The sequence below is a fragment of the Oleiphilus sp. HI0080 genome (genome assembly GCF_001635135.1).
In genome coordinates this window covers 1-16,412 of sequence record NZ_LWFU01000087.1, presented here as the reverse complement: position 1 = coordinate 16,412, position 16,412 = coordinate 1, and the positions used below count along the sequence as shown (strand labels likewise).

The window sequence follows — 16,412 nt, the reverse complement described above, 5'->3', positions numbered from 1 at the left end:
TCCAGCCGTGTAAAGCGGCGTTGTCTCATAATATCGGAAACCATAATTTAGTAATTTTTGAGTTTCTTTCACCCTTGCTTCTTCACTAGAAGTACCCATGACCACACTGATCAATCGCATATCATCGCGTTTGGCAGAGGACACTAAACAATAACCCGCTTCTTCAGTGTGCCCGGTCTTCAAGCCGTCGACTGATTTATCCCGCCACAAAAGACGATTCCGGTTAGGCTGCCGAATATTGTTGTACGTAAAGTACTTTTCTTTATAAACCGCGTATTGCTCTGGGTAATGCTGGATAATTGCTTTTGCCAGCAGAGCCATATCATGCGCAGTAGAGTAGTGACTATCCGATGGTAAACCAGTGGCATTCATAAAATTCGAGCCCGTCATACCAAGCTGGATAGCCTGCTGATTCATAATGTCGGCGAACGCCTCTTCGCTACCAGCGAGGTATTCTGCAAGCGCAATACTTGCATCGTTACCTGATTGAATGATGACGCCTTTCAATAGATCCTCAAGAAGGACTTTCGTGCCTTCTTTGATGAACATTTTAGAGCCCCCCGTGCGCCATGCTTTAACGCTAACGGGTACCTCGTCCGTTAACGACACATTGCCTTGAGCGATTTCACTCTCGACGATATAAGCCGTCATCATCTTGGTAAGGCTTGCCGGCGGCAATGACTCGTTAGCATTTTCCTCAATAATTATTTCGCCCGTTGTCGCATCCATCAAAACGTACGAACTTGCGCCAACCTGAGGCGGTGCGGGTATCAGCGCCGGCTTCGAAGCCGCCGAGGAAGCAAAAAGAGCTAGCAACAAAAGTGAAGTAAACGTGCTGCTGAAACGGAGTATTCTCATCATTGAAATACCTAAAAACCCCTAAAATTTATTTTACGATTTGTGTTTCGCAAGTCTAGCGTATATGGCCTTGCGAATCACCCGAGAACATTGATTCAACGTGACTTATTAGGCGTCGGGCGCCTTTATCGAACGAGTAATAACTTGTGGCTTACCAATTCCTTCCTTCGTTAACACGAGCGCAGCCTTTTTGGCTACACTTTCTGATTCAAAGGGCCCCACTCGAACACGATACAAAAGACCTCGATCTGTCTCTGTATCCGCTAAAAAAACAGTTTGGCCTTTGAGCACAGCTTCCGTTCTCTTTCTCATGGCCTCTGCCAGATCGTAGCTCGAAAACGCGGCCACCTGTAAAAATGGCGCTAACCGATCTTCTACAACGACAGCCGAGCCAACGCCCGAATTCTGTGGCGATTTTTTACTCGTTGGCTGGGTCATTAATCGCTCAAGTTGAACTCGTGCCGTACCCTTGTCTTTAAAGCCTAGCTTGATTGCTGCAGCATAGGACAGATCAATAATTCGGTCACTATGAAAGGGCCCTCGATCGTTTATTCTAACCACTAACTGACGGTTGTTTTCTAGGTTAGTTACTTGAACATAACTTGGAAGAGGCAAGGATTTATGCGCCGCTGAAAAGCTATACATATCATAAATTTCGCCATTTGATGTGAGCTCACCGTGGAACTTAAGGCCATACCAAGAGGCATAACCTTCCTCTTGATACGCCGCGTCTGCCGCGAGCACCCGATAAGTCTTCCCTCGAACCTCGTAAGTCGCCGAATTCCCCTGCCGACTTAAGGGCTCCCACTTGGGCTCAACCAACGGGACATTACTCGCATCAAACTGACCAGATGGCTCTGCATCTTGGTCAATTTTATATCGACTCGGTTTCGTTGAGCATGCAACCAAAACAACACACGCAACAACTACAGCAACGACGCGAATCATCTGGCCTCAAAAATCTCTTTAGAGAGCTGATAGACGGCCATCGCATATAAATGACTATGGTTATAGCGCGTAATTACGTAAAAATTATGCCATGCCAACCATGTTTCTTGTCCCTCATCGCCTTGCAAGTCTAAAATCTTAACCGCCGCGTCATCAGGAACCTCTTCAAAACCAAGCAAACCCTTCGCTCTTAGGTCGGCCATCTGATATTTCGGCTTCAAGCTTTTGTTCAGCAGTCCTTGGTAATCAAGATCAGATAAGTCAGCCCTTTCAGCAACCGGTTTTCCCTCATGCCAACGATGCTCTTTAAAGTAATTCGCAACGCTGCCAATGGCATCTACCGGGTTATTCAAAATATCAACAACCCCATCACCATCAAAGTCAACAGCGTAATGCCGATAACTGCTAGAGATAAATTGGCCGTAGCCCATCGCGCCCGCATAGGAACCTTTCAGATCGGCAACGTTAAAACCCTGCTCACGCGCCAGCAGGAACATCTGAGTCAATTCTTTCGTAAAGAATTTGCCACGCGGTTCATAGTCAAACCCTAGCGTTGTAAGCGCATCGAGAACACGATAACTTCCCTTGTTCTGTCCATACCGAGTTTCTACGCCGATAATTGCCGTAATGATCTCTTTAGGGACTCCAAACTCCGACTCTGCGCGCTCGAGCACAGCTGCATATTTGAGCATAAACTCTTTGCCGAAACGGATACGCTTCTCAGTTAAAAAGATCTTTGAATACTCTGCCCAATTGAGTCTCTTCTCCGCGGGCCGAGAAATGGCTTTCAAAATAGATTCTTTTCGCTCAGCCTGCTTCAGAGTATCCCGCAAAAACCCCTCTTCAAACCCGTGTTCATTAACCATCTTATCGATAAACGACTGCGCAAGAGGGTGCTCAGAATAATCCGCCCGAACCACTCCAGACGCAAAAACCATTAGCACCAAAAGACCGACAAACTTCATTTTCACACTACATCCGTTATCTTGAAGAAATGAGGGCTTAGTGTAGTGCGAGCTCAACATCCATGGCTACGATCATGGGCAACTTTCTAATTAAGATTTGGTAGGCTTTAGCGCGACAAAAATCGGCGATGAGTATGAATGGACATGATAACGCCGAAAGCCGCCATCAATGTAATGACTGAAGTACCGCCATAGCTGACTAGTGGAAGTGGAACTCCAACAACCGGGAGGATACCGCTCACCATACCAATGTTTACAAACACATAAACAAAGAACGTCAATATCAGGCTTCCAGCTAGCAATCGGCTATACGAATCCTGCGCTTTAACGGCGATATATAAGCCTCTTACAACAATTAAAAAATACAAGAACAACAGACCAAGCACGCCCAAAAAACCAAACTCTTCGGCACAAACCGCAATAATAAAATCGGTATGACTTTCCGGAAGAAAATTTAACTGGGATTGCGTACCTTCCATCCAGCCTTTTCCGGTCAGACCTCCAGACCCGATCGCCGTCTTCGATTGAATGATATTCCACCCGGCGCCCAAAGGATCGCTCTCGGGATCCAAAAAGGTAAGTACCCGCTGCTTCTGGTAATCACGCATGACAAACGTCCACATAATTGGAGCGAAAGACGCAACAATCACCGCAAAACCTGTCACTATCTTCCAAGATATACCAGCAAACAAAATGACAAAAAGACCAGCAGAAGCGATAAGGATGGAGGTACCAAGATCTGGTTGCTGCACGATCAAAAAAACAGGAACAAAAATGAGAAAAAGAGCGCCTAACACATCTTTAAAGCTCGGCGGCAAATAGCGGCTTGATAAATACCACGCAGCCATCATCGGCACGATCAATTTCATCAACTCCGATGGCTGAAAACGGGGCAAGCCAGGTAACTGCAACCAACGCTGAGCCCCTTTTGCGCCGACCCCATAAAACATCACGCCCAAAAGTGCTAGCACACCTAGAACAAACAACACCACTGACCAACGCTTGAAAAAACTGGGTTCGAACTGAGCGACCACTATCATGACACCGAAGGCGGCTACAAAACGGATGGCCTGACGCTCTACATGCACCCAGCTTTCGCCACTCGCACTATAAAGAATTGCAAGACCAACTACAGCGAGCACCAGTAGAAGACAGAGCAATATAGGATCAATATGCAGCCGATAGAAGAGCGATTTTCCTTTGCCTAAGTGGTGCTCCGCTCCAGGCATATGCCTTAAAAAATCACCCCTCATCGCAGCCCTACCAATTCGTCGTCATGAGACAACTTTAAAATCCATTCATCGAACAGTGCTCGCGCAATCGGCGCTGCCGTGCTGCTTCCGCCACCACCATTCTCAACTACAACGGCCACAGCTATTTGAGGGTCGTCCGCCGGTGCAAAGCCGATAAACAATGCATGATCACGGTGCCGCTCAGCGAGCGCTTCCGCGTCATATTCTTCGCCTTGAGCAATTGCGACCACTTGAGCTGTTCCCGTCTTCCCTGCGATACGATACTCGGCATTACGCCCACTTCCTCTCGCCGTGCCTTTTTTTGAATGCATAACGGCCTCCAAAGTGTCGACGATATACTCCCATAAGTCCGGTTTATTGAGCTTAATATCCTGACCTTGGTCAACGCGCTGATTCAACACGATAGATCCATCCTTGGTACTTTTGAGCAATCGAGGCGCCTTCCATACCCCTCGACTCGCAAGCGTTGCAGTCATTGTGGCTAGCTGCATCGGCGTAGCCAGCATAAAGCCCTGACCAATCCCCATATTAAGCGAATCTCCCGGGTACCAAGCTAAGCCACGCCAAGCGCGCTTCCACTCTCGGCTGGGCAAGATACCTGAACGCGCTTCTGACACATCGAGCGCGCGATTCTCACCAAAACCAAAGTAACCAAGGTAACGGGACATTTCATCGACGCCGAGCTTGAACGCTAGATCATAAAAATAGACATCACACGACTGAGCAATCGAATCCAGCAAATTGACCTTGCCATGCCCTTCTCGCTTCCAATCACGATAGATTCTTTCATCATTCTTGAGCTGGTAACGACCATAATCCATAATCGTGTAATCAACTGTAGTTGCCCCAGTATCAAGCCCCGCCAAACCAATCACTTGTTTTATCGTAGACCCCGGCGGGTACTGACCTTTTAAAGCACGGTTGAACAGAGGCGTGTCGAGAGAGTCTCTTAACTCGGCATAACTTTTGTGATCGATTCCAGTGACAAACTTATTCGGGTCATAGCTCGGCGTACTTACTTGGGCAATAATTCCCCCAGTCGACGGTTCAATTGCAACTAACGCAGCGCGGCGCCCCTCTAAAAGCTCGATCGCTCGAGCTTGTAAGCGCGAATCCAGATGCAACACAAGGTCTTTTCCGGGTTCGGGCTCGACCTGATCAAGACTCCTTAAAATTCGATTGCTAGCGTTAATTTCTACTGTTTCAAAGCCAACCGTTCCATGCAATTCTCCCTCATAAAAACGCTCTACTCCAACCTTGCCGATATAGTTCGTTGCCGAATAATTGCCTTGATCCAGCTTCTCAAGCTCTCTTTCATTAATTCGTCCGACATAGCCAACAGAGTGCGCGGTCATCTCCCCAAGCGGATAGAATCTTGCTAGCTCCGCCTCTATCTCAACACCTAGCAAATTGTGCCGACGAACCTCAATCCTCGCCACTTCCTGCTCATCCAAATTACTCTTCAAGATAACGGCCTGGTAGGGTCTGCGCGGGCGCTTTAAGCGCTTGTGAAACCCTTGAATGTAGCGCTCATCAATATCGATGATAGCCTCCAGACGTTCGATCAACACATCAAGGTCATCCACCAACTCAGGAATGATGGCCAAGCTGGAGATGGTGCGATTATCAGCTAGAAGCACTCCGTTACGGTCATAGATCAGCCCTCTCGTTGGCGCAACAGAACGCAGCTGCATCCTGTTTTTATCGGAGAGCGTTTGGTAGTGACCGTGATTCGTCACCTGCAAGTGATACATACGAACAACAAGACCCACCAGCATTGCCAAAACAATGAGCAGCGCAATAACACTGCGAACTGCGAAAATACTTTTTTCACGGTTCGCGTCTTTAATATGATGGGTATTGCGCACGAAGGAAGGATGCCCTGTTTAATTATGTTCTTATTTCGAACTGCTAGGCTCGATGGTAGGGATGATTTTGATTGATTGAGTAGGCGCGGTAAAGCTGTTCCGCTAAAAGAATCCTTACTAGAGGATGAGGAAGTGTCAAAGGTGAGAGCGACCATTGTTGGTTTGCTCTATCGCGACACTCGTCACTAAGGCCATCCGGCCCTCCCACCAGCAGACACACATTATCGCCGCGCATCTGCCAACTTTCGAGTTCGCAAGCCACCTGCTCAGTAGTCCAAGGCTTGCCTTTCACTTCTAGCGCCACGACCCAGTCTCGATCGGCAATAGAGGTTAAAATCGCATTACTCTCAGACTGAATCGCTCGCTTGAGATCTGCCCCCTTCGAACGATTCCCCAAGGGAATTTCGACAAACTCCAACTTCAGTTCTCGCGGAAGTCGCTTCGAAAATTCTTCAGTTCCCGCTACGACCCATTTAGGCATCTTCGTGCCAACCGCGATAACCTTAACTTTCATTAGTTTAGTCGAGCACTATCCGTGGGCATTACCCCTTCGTCAGCGGAGCCGAGCCAAAAACGCTCTAAATCATAAAACGTGCGCGTTGCCGGCATCATAACGTGCACAACCACGCCACCTAAGTCGACCAAGATCCAATCTGAGCTTGACTCGCCTTCAATACCCACAGGTTTGATCCCGCGGTCTTTTGCTTCGCTTATTACGTTATCTGCTAGGGATTTGACATGTCTAGAGGAGGTTCCGGACGCGATCACCATAAAATCGGTTACGCTGGTACGGGGCTTAACATCGAGGATGCTTATATTGTCGGCTTTCAGGTCTTCAAGCGCTTCAATAACGAGGTCTTTCATTTCTTCTGCTTGCATATTTGTCAGGCTATACCTCACGACAGAGATTAATAATAAAGGCGATTATTACAGATAATCTGATGAACCGCATCAGGAACGAGATATTTAATGCTCAAATTTTGAGCTATTTTACGTCTAATGACAGAACTCGAGATTTCGAGCTGCGTCACGTCAAGCAAATACACCTTGCCTGCTCCACATTCTTCCAATTCTGCCACAGTGCTGGCGAACTCGAAGCCCAATCGACGAAAAACGTCCTCTAGCTCAAAGCTTGAGTAGTCAGGTCGCTTCAAGACAACCATATGACAAAGCTCGGCAAGCTCGTCTGCTTTATACCAGGAATCCAAACCCAAGGCTGAATCGGTACCAATTGCCATTACGATTGGCGAGTTCCCACCCTTCGAGAGCTTGCTTAGAGTGGTAAAAGAGTCACTCACACCCTCTCTCTCAAGCTCGCAGGCGTTCACAGCAAGGCGGGCGTCGCCTTCTACTGCGGCCTGAATCAAAGACAGACGAGCTTCAGCCGACACGTTTAGCTGGGATTTATGAAGAGGAATCTTACACGGAACAATATCTACACAGCGACCCGAGAACGCCTCAGAAAGCTCCGTTGCGATTCTTAGATGCCCGATATGAATCGGGTCAAAGCTGCCACCGAAAATAATCTTCATTAATGACTAACTACGCACGTGCCCGTCACCAAGAACAACATACTTCTCTGATGTTAGCCCCTCAAGACCAACTGGCCCGCGCGCATGAATTTTATCCGTAGAAATTCCAATCTCCGCCCCCAGCCCGTATTCAAACCCATCCGCAAAGCGCGTAGAGGCGTTAATCATCACCGAGCTCGAGTCAACACGAGTCAAAAACTCACGACCACGAGTGTAATTCTCTGTAACGATAGAGTCGGTGTGGTGCGAACCATAACGATTAATATGCGCTATCGCCTCATCAAGCGAACTGACAACCTTAATCGACAGTATTGGCGCCAAATATTCCGTTTCCCAATCCTGCTCAGTTGCTGCAACGCAATTGGAAAGAATCGCTTGCGTTTTCGAGCATCCGCGAAGCTCAACACCTATGTCGTTATATGCAGCTTCTAAACGCGGAAGAAGCTCTTTCGCCCTTGCTGCGTCAACGAGCAAGGTTTCCATCGTATTGCATGTACCGTAACGATGGGTCTTCGCATTAATCGCTATGCTCTGTGCTTTTTCCGCGTCTGCAAACTCATCAAGATAGACGTGACAAATCCCATCCAGATGTTTAATCACGGTTACTTTTGAATCACGACTGATACGCTCGATCAAGCCCTTGCCTCCGCGAGGTACAATGACATCAACATACTCAGGCATGGTAATCATCTCACCTACTGCCGCACGATCAGTCGTCTCGACTACCTGCACAGCTGTCTCGGGCAGACCTGCTATTTTGAGCCCCTCTGCAATACACGCTGCCACAGCTTGATTCGAATGAATCGCCTCGGAACCACCACGAAGAATCGTTGCATTACCGGACTTAATACAAAGACTTGCAGCCTCAACCGTTACATTCGGTCGCGACTCATAAATGATACCAATCACGCCAAGCGGTACACGCATTTTGCCCACTTGAATACCGGAAGGCATGTATTTCAAATCGTTTATAACGCCGATAGGGTCAGCGAGCGCTGCAACTTGCTTGAGACCTTCGATCATTGTGTCGATTCTACCGACGGTCAGCTCCAAGCGATCGAGCATGGCCGGTTCGAGCCCATTCGCCTTTCCATTTTCTAGATCTTGCTGATTCGCCGCGACCAAATCAGCACGACGCTGATCCAGTATTTCTGCGGTTGCTAATAAAGCGCGATTTTTCTTTGCAGTGCTTACCGCGCCCATCTCCGCAGCAGCAGCACGAGCCGATTGGCCCAGATCAGACATATATTCTTTTACGTTCATGAGTGTCTCTAACAGAATTACATCAAGGCAAGGCCTTGCCGTGAAATCGAAAAGAGCGATTATACGCGCCTCTAACCAGAATGACGAATCCATAATTTACGCAAAAACAAACGCATATACATATTCCAAAAAGATACGACCAGATTGCCTTGAAAGGTTTTTTAGGAATAAATGCTTCTGGTATAGTGCGCCAATCAAATATCGATCATTTCGTCTTAGCTATGAGATACAAACACTATGTCTGACCACAAAATGACGCACCTAAAGCAACTCGAAGCCGAGAGCATCCACATTATTCGAGAAGTTGCGGCAGAATTCGACAACCCCGTTATGCTTTATTCCATTGGCAAAGATTCAGCGGTGATGCTGCATCTCGCCAGGAAAGCTTTCGCCCCAGGAAAACCGCCATTCCCATTAATGCACGTAGACACGACTTGGAAGTTTAAAGAAATGATCACGTTTCGCGAGGAAACAGTCGCGAAGTACGGGTTCGATCTGATCGTCCATACCAATCAAGAAGGTGTTGATGCAGGCGTGGGTCCGTTCACTCACGGGAGCGCGAAGCACACAGACATCATGAAAACCCAGGCGCTTAAACAAGCATTGAACAAGTATAAATTTGATGCTGCTTTCGGTGGTGCTCGCCGCGATGAAGAGAAATCTCGTGCAAAGGAGCGCGTGTATTCATTTCGTGACGAAAACCACCGCTGGGATCCCAAAAACCAGCGTCCAGAGCTTTGGAACATTTACAACGGCAAAATCAATAAAGGAGAGAGTATTCGAGTATTCCCCCTCTCAAACTGGACAGAGCTAGATATCTGGCAATATATCCACCTTGAGGGCATTGAGCTCGTTCCACTTTACTTCGCAGCCAAGCGTCCAGTCGTCGAGCGCGATGGCACACTCATTATGGTCGACGATGATCGCATGCCGCTCAAAGAGGGCGAAGTCCCAGAGATGAAATCAGTTCGATTCCGCACCCTTGGCTGCTATCCGCTTACTGGCGCAGTAGAGTCAGAAGCCGCCACACTGACGGACATCATCCAGGAAATGCTGCTTACAACAAGCTCAGAACGCCAAGGTCGCGTTATCGACCATGATCAGGCTGGCTCAATGGAGCAGAAGAAACGCGAAGGCTATTTTTAGGCGTTGTTTAAGACGCTCAAGCAACCAATTCAAGATGGACAAGGCCGTTATCGGCCAAACTAGAGAGTATTACATGTCACACCAATCCGAATTAATTAGTGAAGACATCAACGAATATCTAAAGCAACACGAGCAAAAAGAGCTTCTACGCCTTCTTACTTGCGGCAGTGTTGACGACGGCAAAAGCACCCTCATCGGTCGACTCCTTCACGACTCGCAAATGATTTACGAAGATCAGCTCGAAGCGATTCGCAAAGACAGCGTTAAAAGCGGCACAAACGAAGGCGAGATAGATCTCGCTCTTCTTGTTGATGGCTTACAAGCAGAGCGCGAGCAAGGTATTACAATCGATGTCGCGTATCGCTATTTTTCAACGGCCAAGCGCAAGTTTATTATTGCTGACACCCCTGGACACGAGCAGTATACGCGTAACATGGCGACAGGCGCTTCGACCGCCGATCTCGCAATCATATTGATTGATGCTCGCCAAGGAGTGCTCACCCAAACTCGACGCCATAGCTTCATCGCATCTTTATTAGGGATCAAGCACGTCGTTGTGGCCATCAACAAAATGGATCTTGTTGATTATAATGAAGGCCGTTATAACGAGATAAAAGACGACTACCTTAGCTTTACCTCTCAACTGGGTATGCATGACATTCGTTTTGTACCCATCTCAGCGCTGAAAGGCACGAACGTTCTGACGAATAGTGAGCTTACTCCGTGGTTCAAGGGCGAACCTTTAATGCAGATCCTCGAGAACGTAAAGGTAGCCGACGACAAAAACTTTAAAGACTTCCGACTTCCTGTTCAGTATGTAAATCGCCCCAACCTAAACTTTCGAGGATTCTGCGGCACGATTGCGTCCGGGGAAATCAACAAAGGTGACGAAGTCATCGCTCTTCCCTCGAACAAGCGAAGTACCGTGAAATCAATTGTTACCTATGATGGCGACATAAGCAGCGCCTTTGCAGGACAGGCAATTACGCTCACACTAAACGATGAGATTGACGTTTCGCGCGGCGACACTTTAGTTAAATCAGACAGTATTCCTAGCGTTAGCCAAAGCTTTTTAGCCAACATTGTCTGGATGAGCGAAGACGCAATCTCACCAGGAAAGCTAATCGATATTAAGCTAGGTTCAAGCACATCATCAGGATCTATTCGAAGAATTGAACATGCCGTTGATGTAAACACATTTGAAGAGCAGCCGGCGACAGAACTCAACCTGAACACAATCGCGAAGTGCGAACTTATGCTCAGTCAACAAGTGGTTTTTGACCCTTATGATCAAAGCAAGTACACCGGCTCATTCATTCTAATCGACCGACTTAGTAACGTAACGGTGGGCGCAGGAATGATCGTTGAAGAAACTGATCATTCAGCTAGTGATGATTGGACTCCGGTAACCGCTGATGAAAAAACGCGTCGCTACGGCCATACCGGCAGAACTATTCTGGCCACTGGCTCAAAAGGTAATGAGCTTGCAAGAGCGATAGAACGACGCCTCTTCGATGCTGGTAAAACCACCATTTGCATTAGCGCAGACGAATTGAGCTCGGAAGCACTGAATAAATGTGCACAAGCATTGAATAATGCAGGACTCATCGTCGTGGTCGCAGCCCAAGACCTAAAAGATTTTGATGACAAGGTTTCAGCTGACTCAGAAGCTGATATCATTGCCGCCCTCAAAAATCTTTAATCATGCGGGCTGAGGTTACTTCTTCAACCTCAGCCCGACACGACCTGCTAAGCGTTTTAAAAGGGCATTATGGCGATTCGCAACCTTGTTTTTCATAAACTTACTCGCTGGCAAGACGACCAGCCCTCCTCGATTACTCACGGGGCTTTAATAGATTCCCCTAACGCAGACCACCAAGCGCTTTTTAGCCAATTTAAAAAACTATTCCAGTTTAGAGCAGGCAAACTGTTCGGTGAATTTAACAGCGAGAGCGCAGAAAGCCACTTCAAGCCCTGGCTACAAGAAGTAATCAATGGCAGCTTAAGCTTTCTAAGCTTTAGTGAAAAATATCTCAGCCAGCTAAAAGAGTTAGTTGATAAGACGCCCGAATCTGTGGAACGGCATGTACTGATGATCGACGAGGATCACGCAGACGGCGATCGTTTCTGGATCTTCCTTTTGGAAGATTCAAGCGGCTTGATGCTTGAAAGTGACCAAAACCTGAGCACAGTTGATTATCTGAACACATCCAAGCTGGAGCTAGCAGTAAAGGTCGACGCAACTTCTTGGCAATCAGGAGATGGTCATTCTCCGTACCTTACAGTTATAAAGGGCCGCGGCGCGGCAAAACTCGGTGAAGCTTTCGTTCAAAGCATCGGCTTCCAAAGCAGTATAGACACACAAAAAGAAACCGAAACACTGATGGAAGTGCTTGCTAGTTACACCAAGGACAGCTCACCGGAAGAGTCGACACAGGTCAGACAACGCGCTTATGATTTTTGCGTGGAACAGCAGCAGCTTGGCGAGGCAGTTCCCTTGACAGAGTTGTCTGGTTATCTAGATGAAAATCAACCCTCTCGCTTTGCGCAATATGCAGAAGAGCGCGCGCGCATCGCCCCGGAGAAAGAGCTTCGCCCTGATACACGCAAACTAAAGCACCTCGTGCGAATGTCGGGCAAAGGAAATGGTTTAAGCCTCTCTTTCTCTTCTGATCTTTTTCAGCAAACAATCCTCTACGACGAACAGTCTGACACGCTCACGATTACATCGATTCCTAAAACATTAAAAAAACAACTAACCGAATATCTAAAAGAAAAACAAGACTAACAAGTGTCTGATACGGAATGACAACAGGATCACGCGCTAAAGGCCATGCCGTGTGTATAATGCAGCAACTTTTAGCGCGAACTTACACTAAAAACAATGAAATCGCTTAGATTAACCATTCTTACTCTCGCCCTTGCCTTCTTAAGCGGCTGCGCCGCAATCACAATTACCGAGAGCGGCGACCCAGACTTCTTATATCGCCCTCATTATAAAGAAAGTAAACCGTTCTTCTTTTGGGGTATGTTGGGCGAACACCGCGTGAACACGCAAGAAATTTGTCGCGGCCGGCCAGTTGTGCAAATGCAAACAAAATTTGAGCCGATGGACATTCTCTACGCCACAATAACGCTCGGTATCTATATGCCACGAACGGCAAAAGTCTGGTGCGAAAGAAAGGTTGTAGCGGAATGAAACTAATTCAAGCGATTTATAAAGCCCCGAAACGCTTAACGCCGATTATTTGTGCAGCATGCCTGCAAGCTTGCGCGGTGATCCACTTTGAAAACGGGCCAGTCGTGCCTGATCCAAGCCCTGACATCGGCTTTGACTGGACGCTTGGCTTGCTCTCAGACTCTGATGCAATGCCAAATTTACAATACGATGCCGCAAGCAGCATCCGTTATCGTCGCTGGTATCACCACGCGATATTTTCACTAGCAGAAATCAGCAACCCACTTCAGTTGAAAGTCGATTGTTCAGGCCTTGAATGGAACCAAATTACTACCGAAGTCACACCAACAGACTTCATCGTCGGGCTGACCGACAATATCCTGCTATACAACGCAAATTCGTGGGCTCTCGATCTCTGGTCTCCCTGGAGCATTGAGTACTCTTGCAGAGACCGGCGCCGATAAGAATTTTTAGCTAAAAGGCCTTTTTATACGCTTTTACAACTAAACCAAAAAGCAAGATCGCACTCAAACCCAAGCCCAACCCCATGCCACTCCAGACACCAACGGGCCCAAACTTCTCACCCAAAAAATATGCAGCAGGGAAACCTAGCCCCCAGTAACTAATTGTCGCAACAATAGTTGGAGACGCCCCAAGCTTAAAGCCTCGGAGCACTCCCATAAGCACAACTTGCCAACCGTCAACCAACTGAAAAAGCGCACCGACAAAAAGCATTAAGCTTGCAGTTGCTAGCAGAGACTCGAACTCCTGTACTGCGAGCTCATCATCCACAAAAAAAGCAACTAGCATATCCGGCAATAACCAAAACACTAGCCCAGCGCACGTCGCAGTTACACTCGCAATCACCAAACCATATTGAATAATCTGTCTAGTCTCGTGCGGGTTTCCTGCGCCGAAATGCTTCCCCACCTTGACCGATACAGCCTGCGACAAACCTAAGGGCAGCATGAACGAAAGCGTCACGCATTGCAGAACAATTTGATGCGCTGCCAGAGCATGAGCCCCCATCGCACCCACCAATAACGCAGCCGCTGAAAACATTCCGACCTCCATCGCATGCGCGATGGCAATTTGCAATCCAAGCCGATAGGTCTCAATCACACTAGAAACCCGAAAATGCTTCCAGTCACGCCAAAATTTGAAAGGCTTGAATGCCTCTTTCTGATAGATAAAAACAGCCATCGCTACGGCCATCATAATTGAGACGATCAACGTTCCAGCTGCGACGCCCTGCACTCCCATTTCAGGAAGCCCGAAGCTACCAGTCATTAATGCATAGCTAATTGGATAGTTGGATGCCGCTGCAAGAATGCTAACCGGCAAAACAGCACTTGAATCCCCCAACCCTAGAGCCAAGCTTCTCAAAAGAATAAAGCAAAATGCCGGTAACAACGCCCAAACCACCACATCAAGATAAGCGGTGGTAATCGGCAGAATATTTGGATCTTGACCAAGGGCAAGTAAAATCGGCGTCGCGTTCACAATCAGCAAGCCAAACACCAGAGACAATATTAAGACCGAGCAGACACCTGAGAGCAGCGCGGTGTGTATGCCCTCCGCTTTATTTTGACCAAATTCAAAAGCAATAAGATTGGCTGTAGCCGTCAGCACACCTATGCCAACGATATGAAAAAACTGGAACACCATGGTCCCCAAAGCCCCGCCTGCAAGGACCTCGACACCAAGTTTTCCAAGCAAGACCGTATCGACGAACCCCATTGAGGCAAACGCCAACTGACCAACGATCATTGGCAATGCCAACTTAACCAGCTTTGTGATCACTCGCTCGGATTATCCAGTCTATCTGCGCGAACTCGCGCATACCATTGTGAAGGATTGATGATTTCGCCGTCGTCTGGCGAAACGGGAGGATAGTCCAATTCATGCTCATGACAATATTTGGCGATGTTCGGGTGCGCCCAACGAAAGAATGTCCGCTCATACTCATGGCGATCAAGCCGAGGTCTATCGTACATTCCCGCTGACTGCCTCTGCCGCTGAGCTTCACTAAGAATAATCGCTGCCGCTACAGACACATTGAACGATTCAACCATTCCCATCATAGGTATAATAATATGCCTGTCGACAAGTTCAGCTGCCTCATCGCTTACACCTTGTTTTTCATTGCCAACTAGGATCGCACAAGGACGCGTATAGTCGACTTCGCGAAAATCAACTGCCTCCTTGGACAAATGCGCAGCATATACTTGATAAGATTGATCTTGGAGATGAGATATGCCGTCTCGCAGGGACTCATGTCGCTGAATATTCACCCAGCGATCACTACCCATGGCTGTCCCGGAGTAAGGTCGGTGCTTATCCCAAGGCCAGACCATGTGCAATTCATGCATGCCCACCGCATCACCGGTTCTGACCAAAGCGGCGATATTCCGAGGCTTATGTATTTGCTCCGCCAGCACCGTTAGGTCTGGCTGACGGCGATCCAATGTTTGCCTTAGTTTAAGGTAACGCTCTGGAGTCATATAACAAATGGGCGTAGGAGAATAATCCAAATATTTAGTACCGCCATACCGAGGATAGAGAGCCAAGTTAGAATCGTTCCGTAAAAGCGCCCAGTGCTTAACCCATCAACACGCGACAAGCCCCAAGCATGCATAACGCGACCAAGTACCAACATGCTCCCGAGAATATTCGTCAAAATCGGGTTTAGGTGGTTTAGTTCCAACATAAGAAGAAGCAATAACGCTAAAGGTACGTTTTCTAACGCATTAGCATGCGCGCGGATGGCGCAGCGCATTGCAACAGAACAGTCGGTTTGCTCTGTACTTTTCTTTTCAGCTCTTCGAAAGACCGTTACCCTATAGCCTAAAAATATAATCAAGATCGCTAGCAAACCCGCGTACATAGGCGCAAAACGCAACATTGAAATACCCATTATTTTCTCCTAACTATTATTTTTTGGTGCTAGGCCCGCCAGGAAATTGCGTTACCTGACTAGGCTTAACTTTCGGCGTACCGCACTGCTCTACCTCGTCAATACGGACGACGGCATTCATTGGAATAAAAGTTCGATTAACACCCGCAAATTCATTCTTGAGCCGCTCTTCACTCGGATCAACAAGCAATTGCGAACGCTCTCCAAACAAAATTTCCTCAACCTCTATGAAACCATACATATCAGACGGAAAAACGTGCGAAGCGAAGATTTCGAACACTTCGTCCTGATTATAAAAAACGACTTTGTATGTTTTCTTACTCTGCATAAAAATACTATCAACTTCCTAAGCGATCTTGAGGGCGGCGAATCATAGCAAAATTACGACTCAGAAAGCGACCTAAACGCTTATAAAACAGCCTACAAAACGGACACAAAACAAACAAAAAATCGCTATAATTCAGACGTCGTGGGCGCTATAATT

Annotated in this window: 18 protein-coding genes; 5 read left to right on the top strand and 13 right to left on the bottom strand. The window is 47.6% G+C overall.

From position 1 onward, the window contains the following. The 9 genes from A3751_RS01185 to A3751_RS01145 form a co-directional block, all read right to left on the bottom strand. Positions 1-861: D-alanyl-D-alanine carboxypeptidase family protein (locus A3751_RS01185; RefSeq protein WP_156492158.1), on the bottom strand; the 861-nt coding region annotated here is incomplete at its 3' end. A 105-nt stretch (positions 862-966) separates the two neighbouring features. Beyond that, the gene (locus A3751_RS01180; RefSeq protein WP_068451258.1) at positions 967-1,806 is read right to left on the bottom strand and encodes a septal ring lytic transglycosylase RlpA family protein; all 840 of its coding nucleotides are present in this window, start codon (positions 1,804-1,806) and stop codon (positions 967-969) included. Further along, complete coding sequence (mltB, locus tag A3751_RS01175; protein WP_068451275.1) at positions 1,803-2,771, bottom strand: lytic murein transglycosylase B; 969 nt, start codon at positions 2,769-2,771, stop codon at positions 1,803-1,805. Before mltB ends, A3751_RS01180 begins: the two co-directional genes overlap by 4 nt. 107 nt (positions 2,772-2,878) lie before the next feature. Then, the gene (gene rodA / locus A3751_RS01170; protein ID WP_197466083.1) at positions 2,879-4,024 is read right to left on the bottom strand and encodes a rod shape-determining protein RodA; all 1,146 of its coding nucleotides are present in this window, start codon (positions 4,022-4,024) and stop codon (positions 2,879-2,881) included. Next, entirely contained in the window at positions 4,021-5,892 is a 1,872-nt protein-coding gene (gene mrdA, locus A3751_RS01165) for a penicillin-binding protein 2 (RefSeq protein ID WP_255374871.1), read from the bottom strand. Before mrdA ends, rodA begins: the two co-directional genes overlap by 4 nt. Positions 5,893-5,935: 43 nt before the next feature. After that, positions 5,936-6,406: a 23S rRNA (pseudouridine(1915)-N(3))-methyltransferase RlmH gene (gene rlmH, locus A3751_RS01160; RefSeq protein ID WP_068451253.1), complete on the bottom strand. Its 471-nt coding sequence runs from the start codon at positions 6,404-6,406 to the stop codon at positions 5,936-5,938. After that, positions 6,406-6,771, bottom strand: coding sequence for a ribosome silencing factor (gene rsfS / locus A3751_RS01155; protein WP_068451250.1), 366 nt, complete (start codon positions 6,769-6,771; stop codon positions 6,406-6,408). The genes rlmH and rsfS overlap by 1 nt, the downstream gene beginning before the upstream one ends. A gap of 29 nt (positions 6,772-6,800) precedes the next feature. Further along, on the bottom strand, positions 6,801-7,424 hold the full coding sequence (gene nadD / locus A3751_RS01150; RefSeq protein WP_068451246.1) for a nicotinate (nicotinamide) nucleotide adenylyltransferase: 624 nt from the start codon (positions 7,422-7,424) through the stop codon (positions 6,801-6,803). Between the two features lie 6 nt (positions 7,425-7,430). Continuing rightward, entirely contained in the window at positions 7,431-8,687 is a 1,257-nt protein-coding gene (locus A3751_RS01145) for a glutamate-5-semialdehyde dehydrogenase (protein ID WP_068451243.1), read from the bottom strand. Positions 8,688-8,924: 237 nt separating this feature from the next. Between A3751_RS01145 and cysD the strand changes: the two genes are divergently transcribed. The 5 genes from cysD (at position 8,925) to A3751_RS01120 (ending at position 13,475) form a co-directional block, all read left to right on the top strand. Continuing rightward, positions 8,925-9,833: a sulfate adenylyltransferase subunit CysD gene (gene cysD / locus A3751_RS01140; protein ID WP_068451239.1), complete on the top strand. Its 909-nt coding sequence runs from the start codon at positions 8,925-8,927 to the stop codon at positions 9,831-9,833. 73 nt (positions 9,834-9,906) lie between these two features. After that, positions 9,907-11,535, top strand: coding sequence for a sulfate adenylyltransferase subunit CysN (gene cysN, locus A3751_RS01135; RefSeq protein WP_068451266.1), 1,629 nt, complete (start codon positions 9,907-9,909; stop codon positions 11,533-11,535). Positions 11,536-11,604: 69 nt separating this feature from the next. Beyond that, positions 11,605-12,621 carry a nucleoid-associated protein gene (locus A3751_RS01130; RefSeq protein ID WP_068451236.1) on the top strand — a complete coding sequence of 339 codons (1,017 nt, stop codon included), beginning with the start codon at positions 11,605-11,607 and terminating at the stop codon, positions 12,619-12,621. 96 nt (positions 12,622-12,717) lie between these two features. Continuing rightward, entirely contained in the window at positions 12,718-13,032 is a 315-nt protein-coding gene (locus A3751_RS23815; RefSeq protein WP_068451233.1) for a Bor family protein, read from the top strand. Further along, positions 13,029-13,475, top strand: coding sequence for a hypothetical protein (locus A3751_RS01120; RefSeq protein ID WP_068451229.1), 447 nt, complete (start codon positions 13,029-13,031; stop codon positions 13,473-13,475). Before A3751_RS23815 ends, A3751_RS01120 begins: the two co-directional genes overlap by 4 nt. A 10-nt stretch (positions 13,476-13,485) precedes the next feature. Here the strand turns inward: A3751_RS01120 and A3751_RS01115 are convergent, their stop codons facing one another. The 4 genes from A3751_RS01115 to A3751_RS01100 are packed head-to-tail and all read right to left on the bottom strand — an operon-like array spanning position 13,486 to position 16,256. After that, positions 13,486-14,814: an MATE family efflux transporter gene (locus A3751_RS01115; protein ID WP_068451224.1), complete on the bottom strand. Its 1,329-nt coding sequence runs from the start codon at positions 14,812-14,814 to the stop codon at positions 13,486-13,488. Continuing rightward, positions 14,811-15,545 (bottom strand): tRNA (guanosine(18)-2'-O)-methyltransferase TrmH, encoded by a 735-nt coding sequence (gene trmH, locus A3751_RS01110; protein WP_369821215.1) that lies wholly within the window; start codon positions 15,543-15,545, stop codon positions 14,811-14,813. Before trmH ends, A3751_RS01115 begins: the two co-directional genes overlap by 4 nt. Then, the gene (locus A3751_RS01105; RefSeq protein WP_068451218.1) at positions 15,512-15,928 is read right to left on the bottom strand and encodes an MAPEG family protein; all 417 of its coding nucleotides are present in this window, start codon (positions 15,926-15,928) and stop codon (positions 15,512-15,514) included. Before A3751_RS01105 ends, trmH begins: the two co-directional genes overlap by 34 nt. Positions 15,929-15,944: 16 nt before the next feature. Then, the gene (locus A3751_RS01100; RefSeq protein WP_068451214.1) at positions 15,945-16,256 is read right to left on the bottom strand and encodes a DUF1820 family protein; all 312 of its coding nucleotides are present in this window, start codon (positions 16,254-16,256) and stop codon (positions 15,945-15,947) included. Between the last annotated feature and the right edge of the window lie 156 nt (positions 16,257-16,412).

Coding starts and splice junctions, on each gene's coding strand:
- nadD (WP_068451246.1), bottom strand. CDS start 7,424: ATGAAGATTATTTTCGGTGGCAGCTTTGACCCGATTCATATCGGGCAT.
- cysN (WP_068451266.1), top strand. CDS start 9,907: ATGTCACACCAATCCGAATTAATTAGTGAAGACATCAACGAATATCTA.
- rsfS (WP_068451250.1), bottom strand. CDS start 6,771: ATGCAAGCAGAAGAAATGAAAGACCTCGTTATTGAAGCGCTTGAAGAC.
- A3751_RS01145 (WP_068451243.1), bottom strand. CDS start 8,687: ATGAACGTAAAAGAATATATGTCTGATCTGGGCCAATCGGCTCGTGCT.
- cysD (WP_068451239.1), top strand. CDS start 8,925: ATGTCTGACCACAAAATGACGCACCTAAAGCAACTCGAAGCCGAGAGC.
- A3751_RS01120 (WP_068451229.1), top strand. CDS start 13,029: ATGAAACTAATTCAAGCGATTTATAAAGCCCCGAAACGCTTAACGCCG.
- A3751_RS23815 (WP_068451233.1), top strand. CDS start 12,718: ATGAAATCGCTTAGATTAACCATTCTTACTCTCGCCCTTGCCTTCTTA.
- A3751_RS01100 (WP_068451214.1), bottom strand. CDS start 16,256: ATGCAGAGTAAGAAAACATACAAAGTCGTTTTTTATAATCAGGACGAA.
- mltB (WP_068451275.1), bottom strand. CDS start 2,771: ATGAAGTTTGTCGGTCTTTTGGTGCTAATGGTTTTTGCGTCTGGAGTG.
- A3751_RS01130 (WP_068451236.1), top strand. CDS start 11,605: ATGGCGATTCGCAACCTTGTTTTTCATAAACTTACTCGCTGGCAAGAC.
- rodA (WP_197466083.1), bottom strand. CDS start 4,024: ATGAGGGGTGATTTTTTAAGGCATATGCCTGGAGCGGAGCACCACTTA.
- A3751_RS01105 (WP_068451218.1), bottom strand. CDS start 15,928: ATGGGTATTTCAATGTTGCGTTTTGCGCCTATGTACGCGGGTTTGCTA.
- A3751_RS01180 (WP_068451258.1), bottom strand. CDS start 1,806: ATGATTCGCGTCGTTGCTGTAGTTGTTGCGTGTGTTGTTTTGGTTGCA.
- rlmH (WP_068451253.1), bottom strand. CDS start 6,406: ATGAAAGTTAAGGTTATCGCGGTTGGCACGAAGATGCCTAAATGGGTC.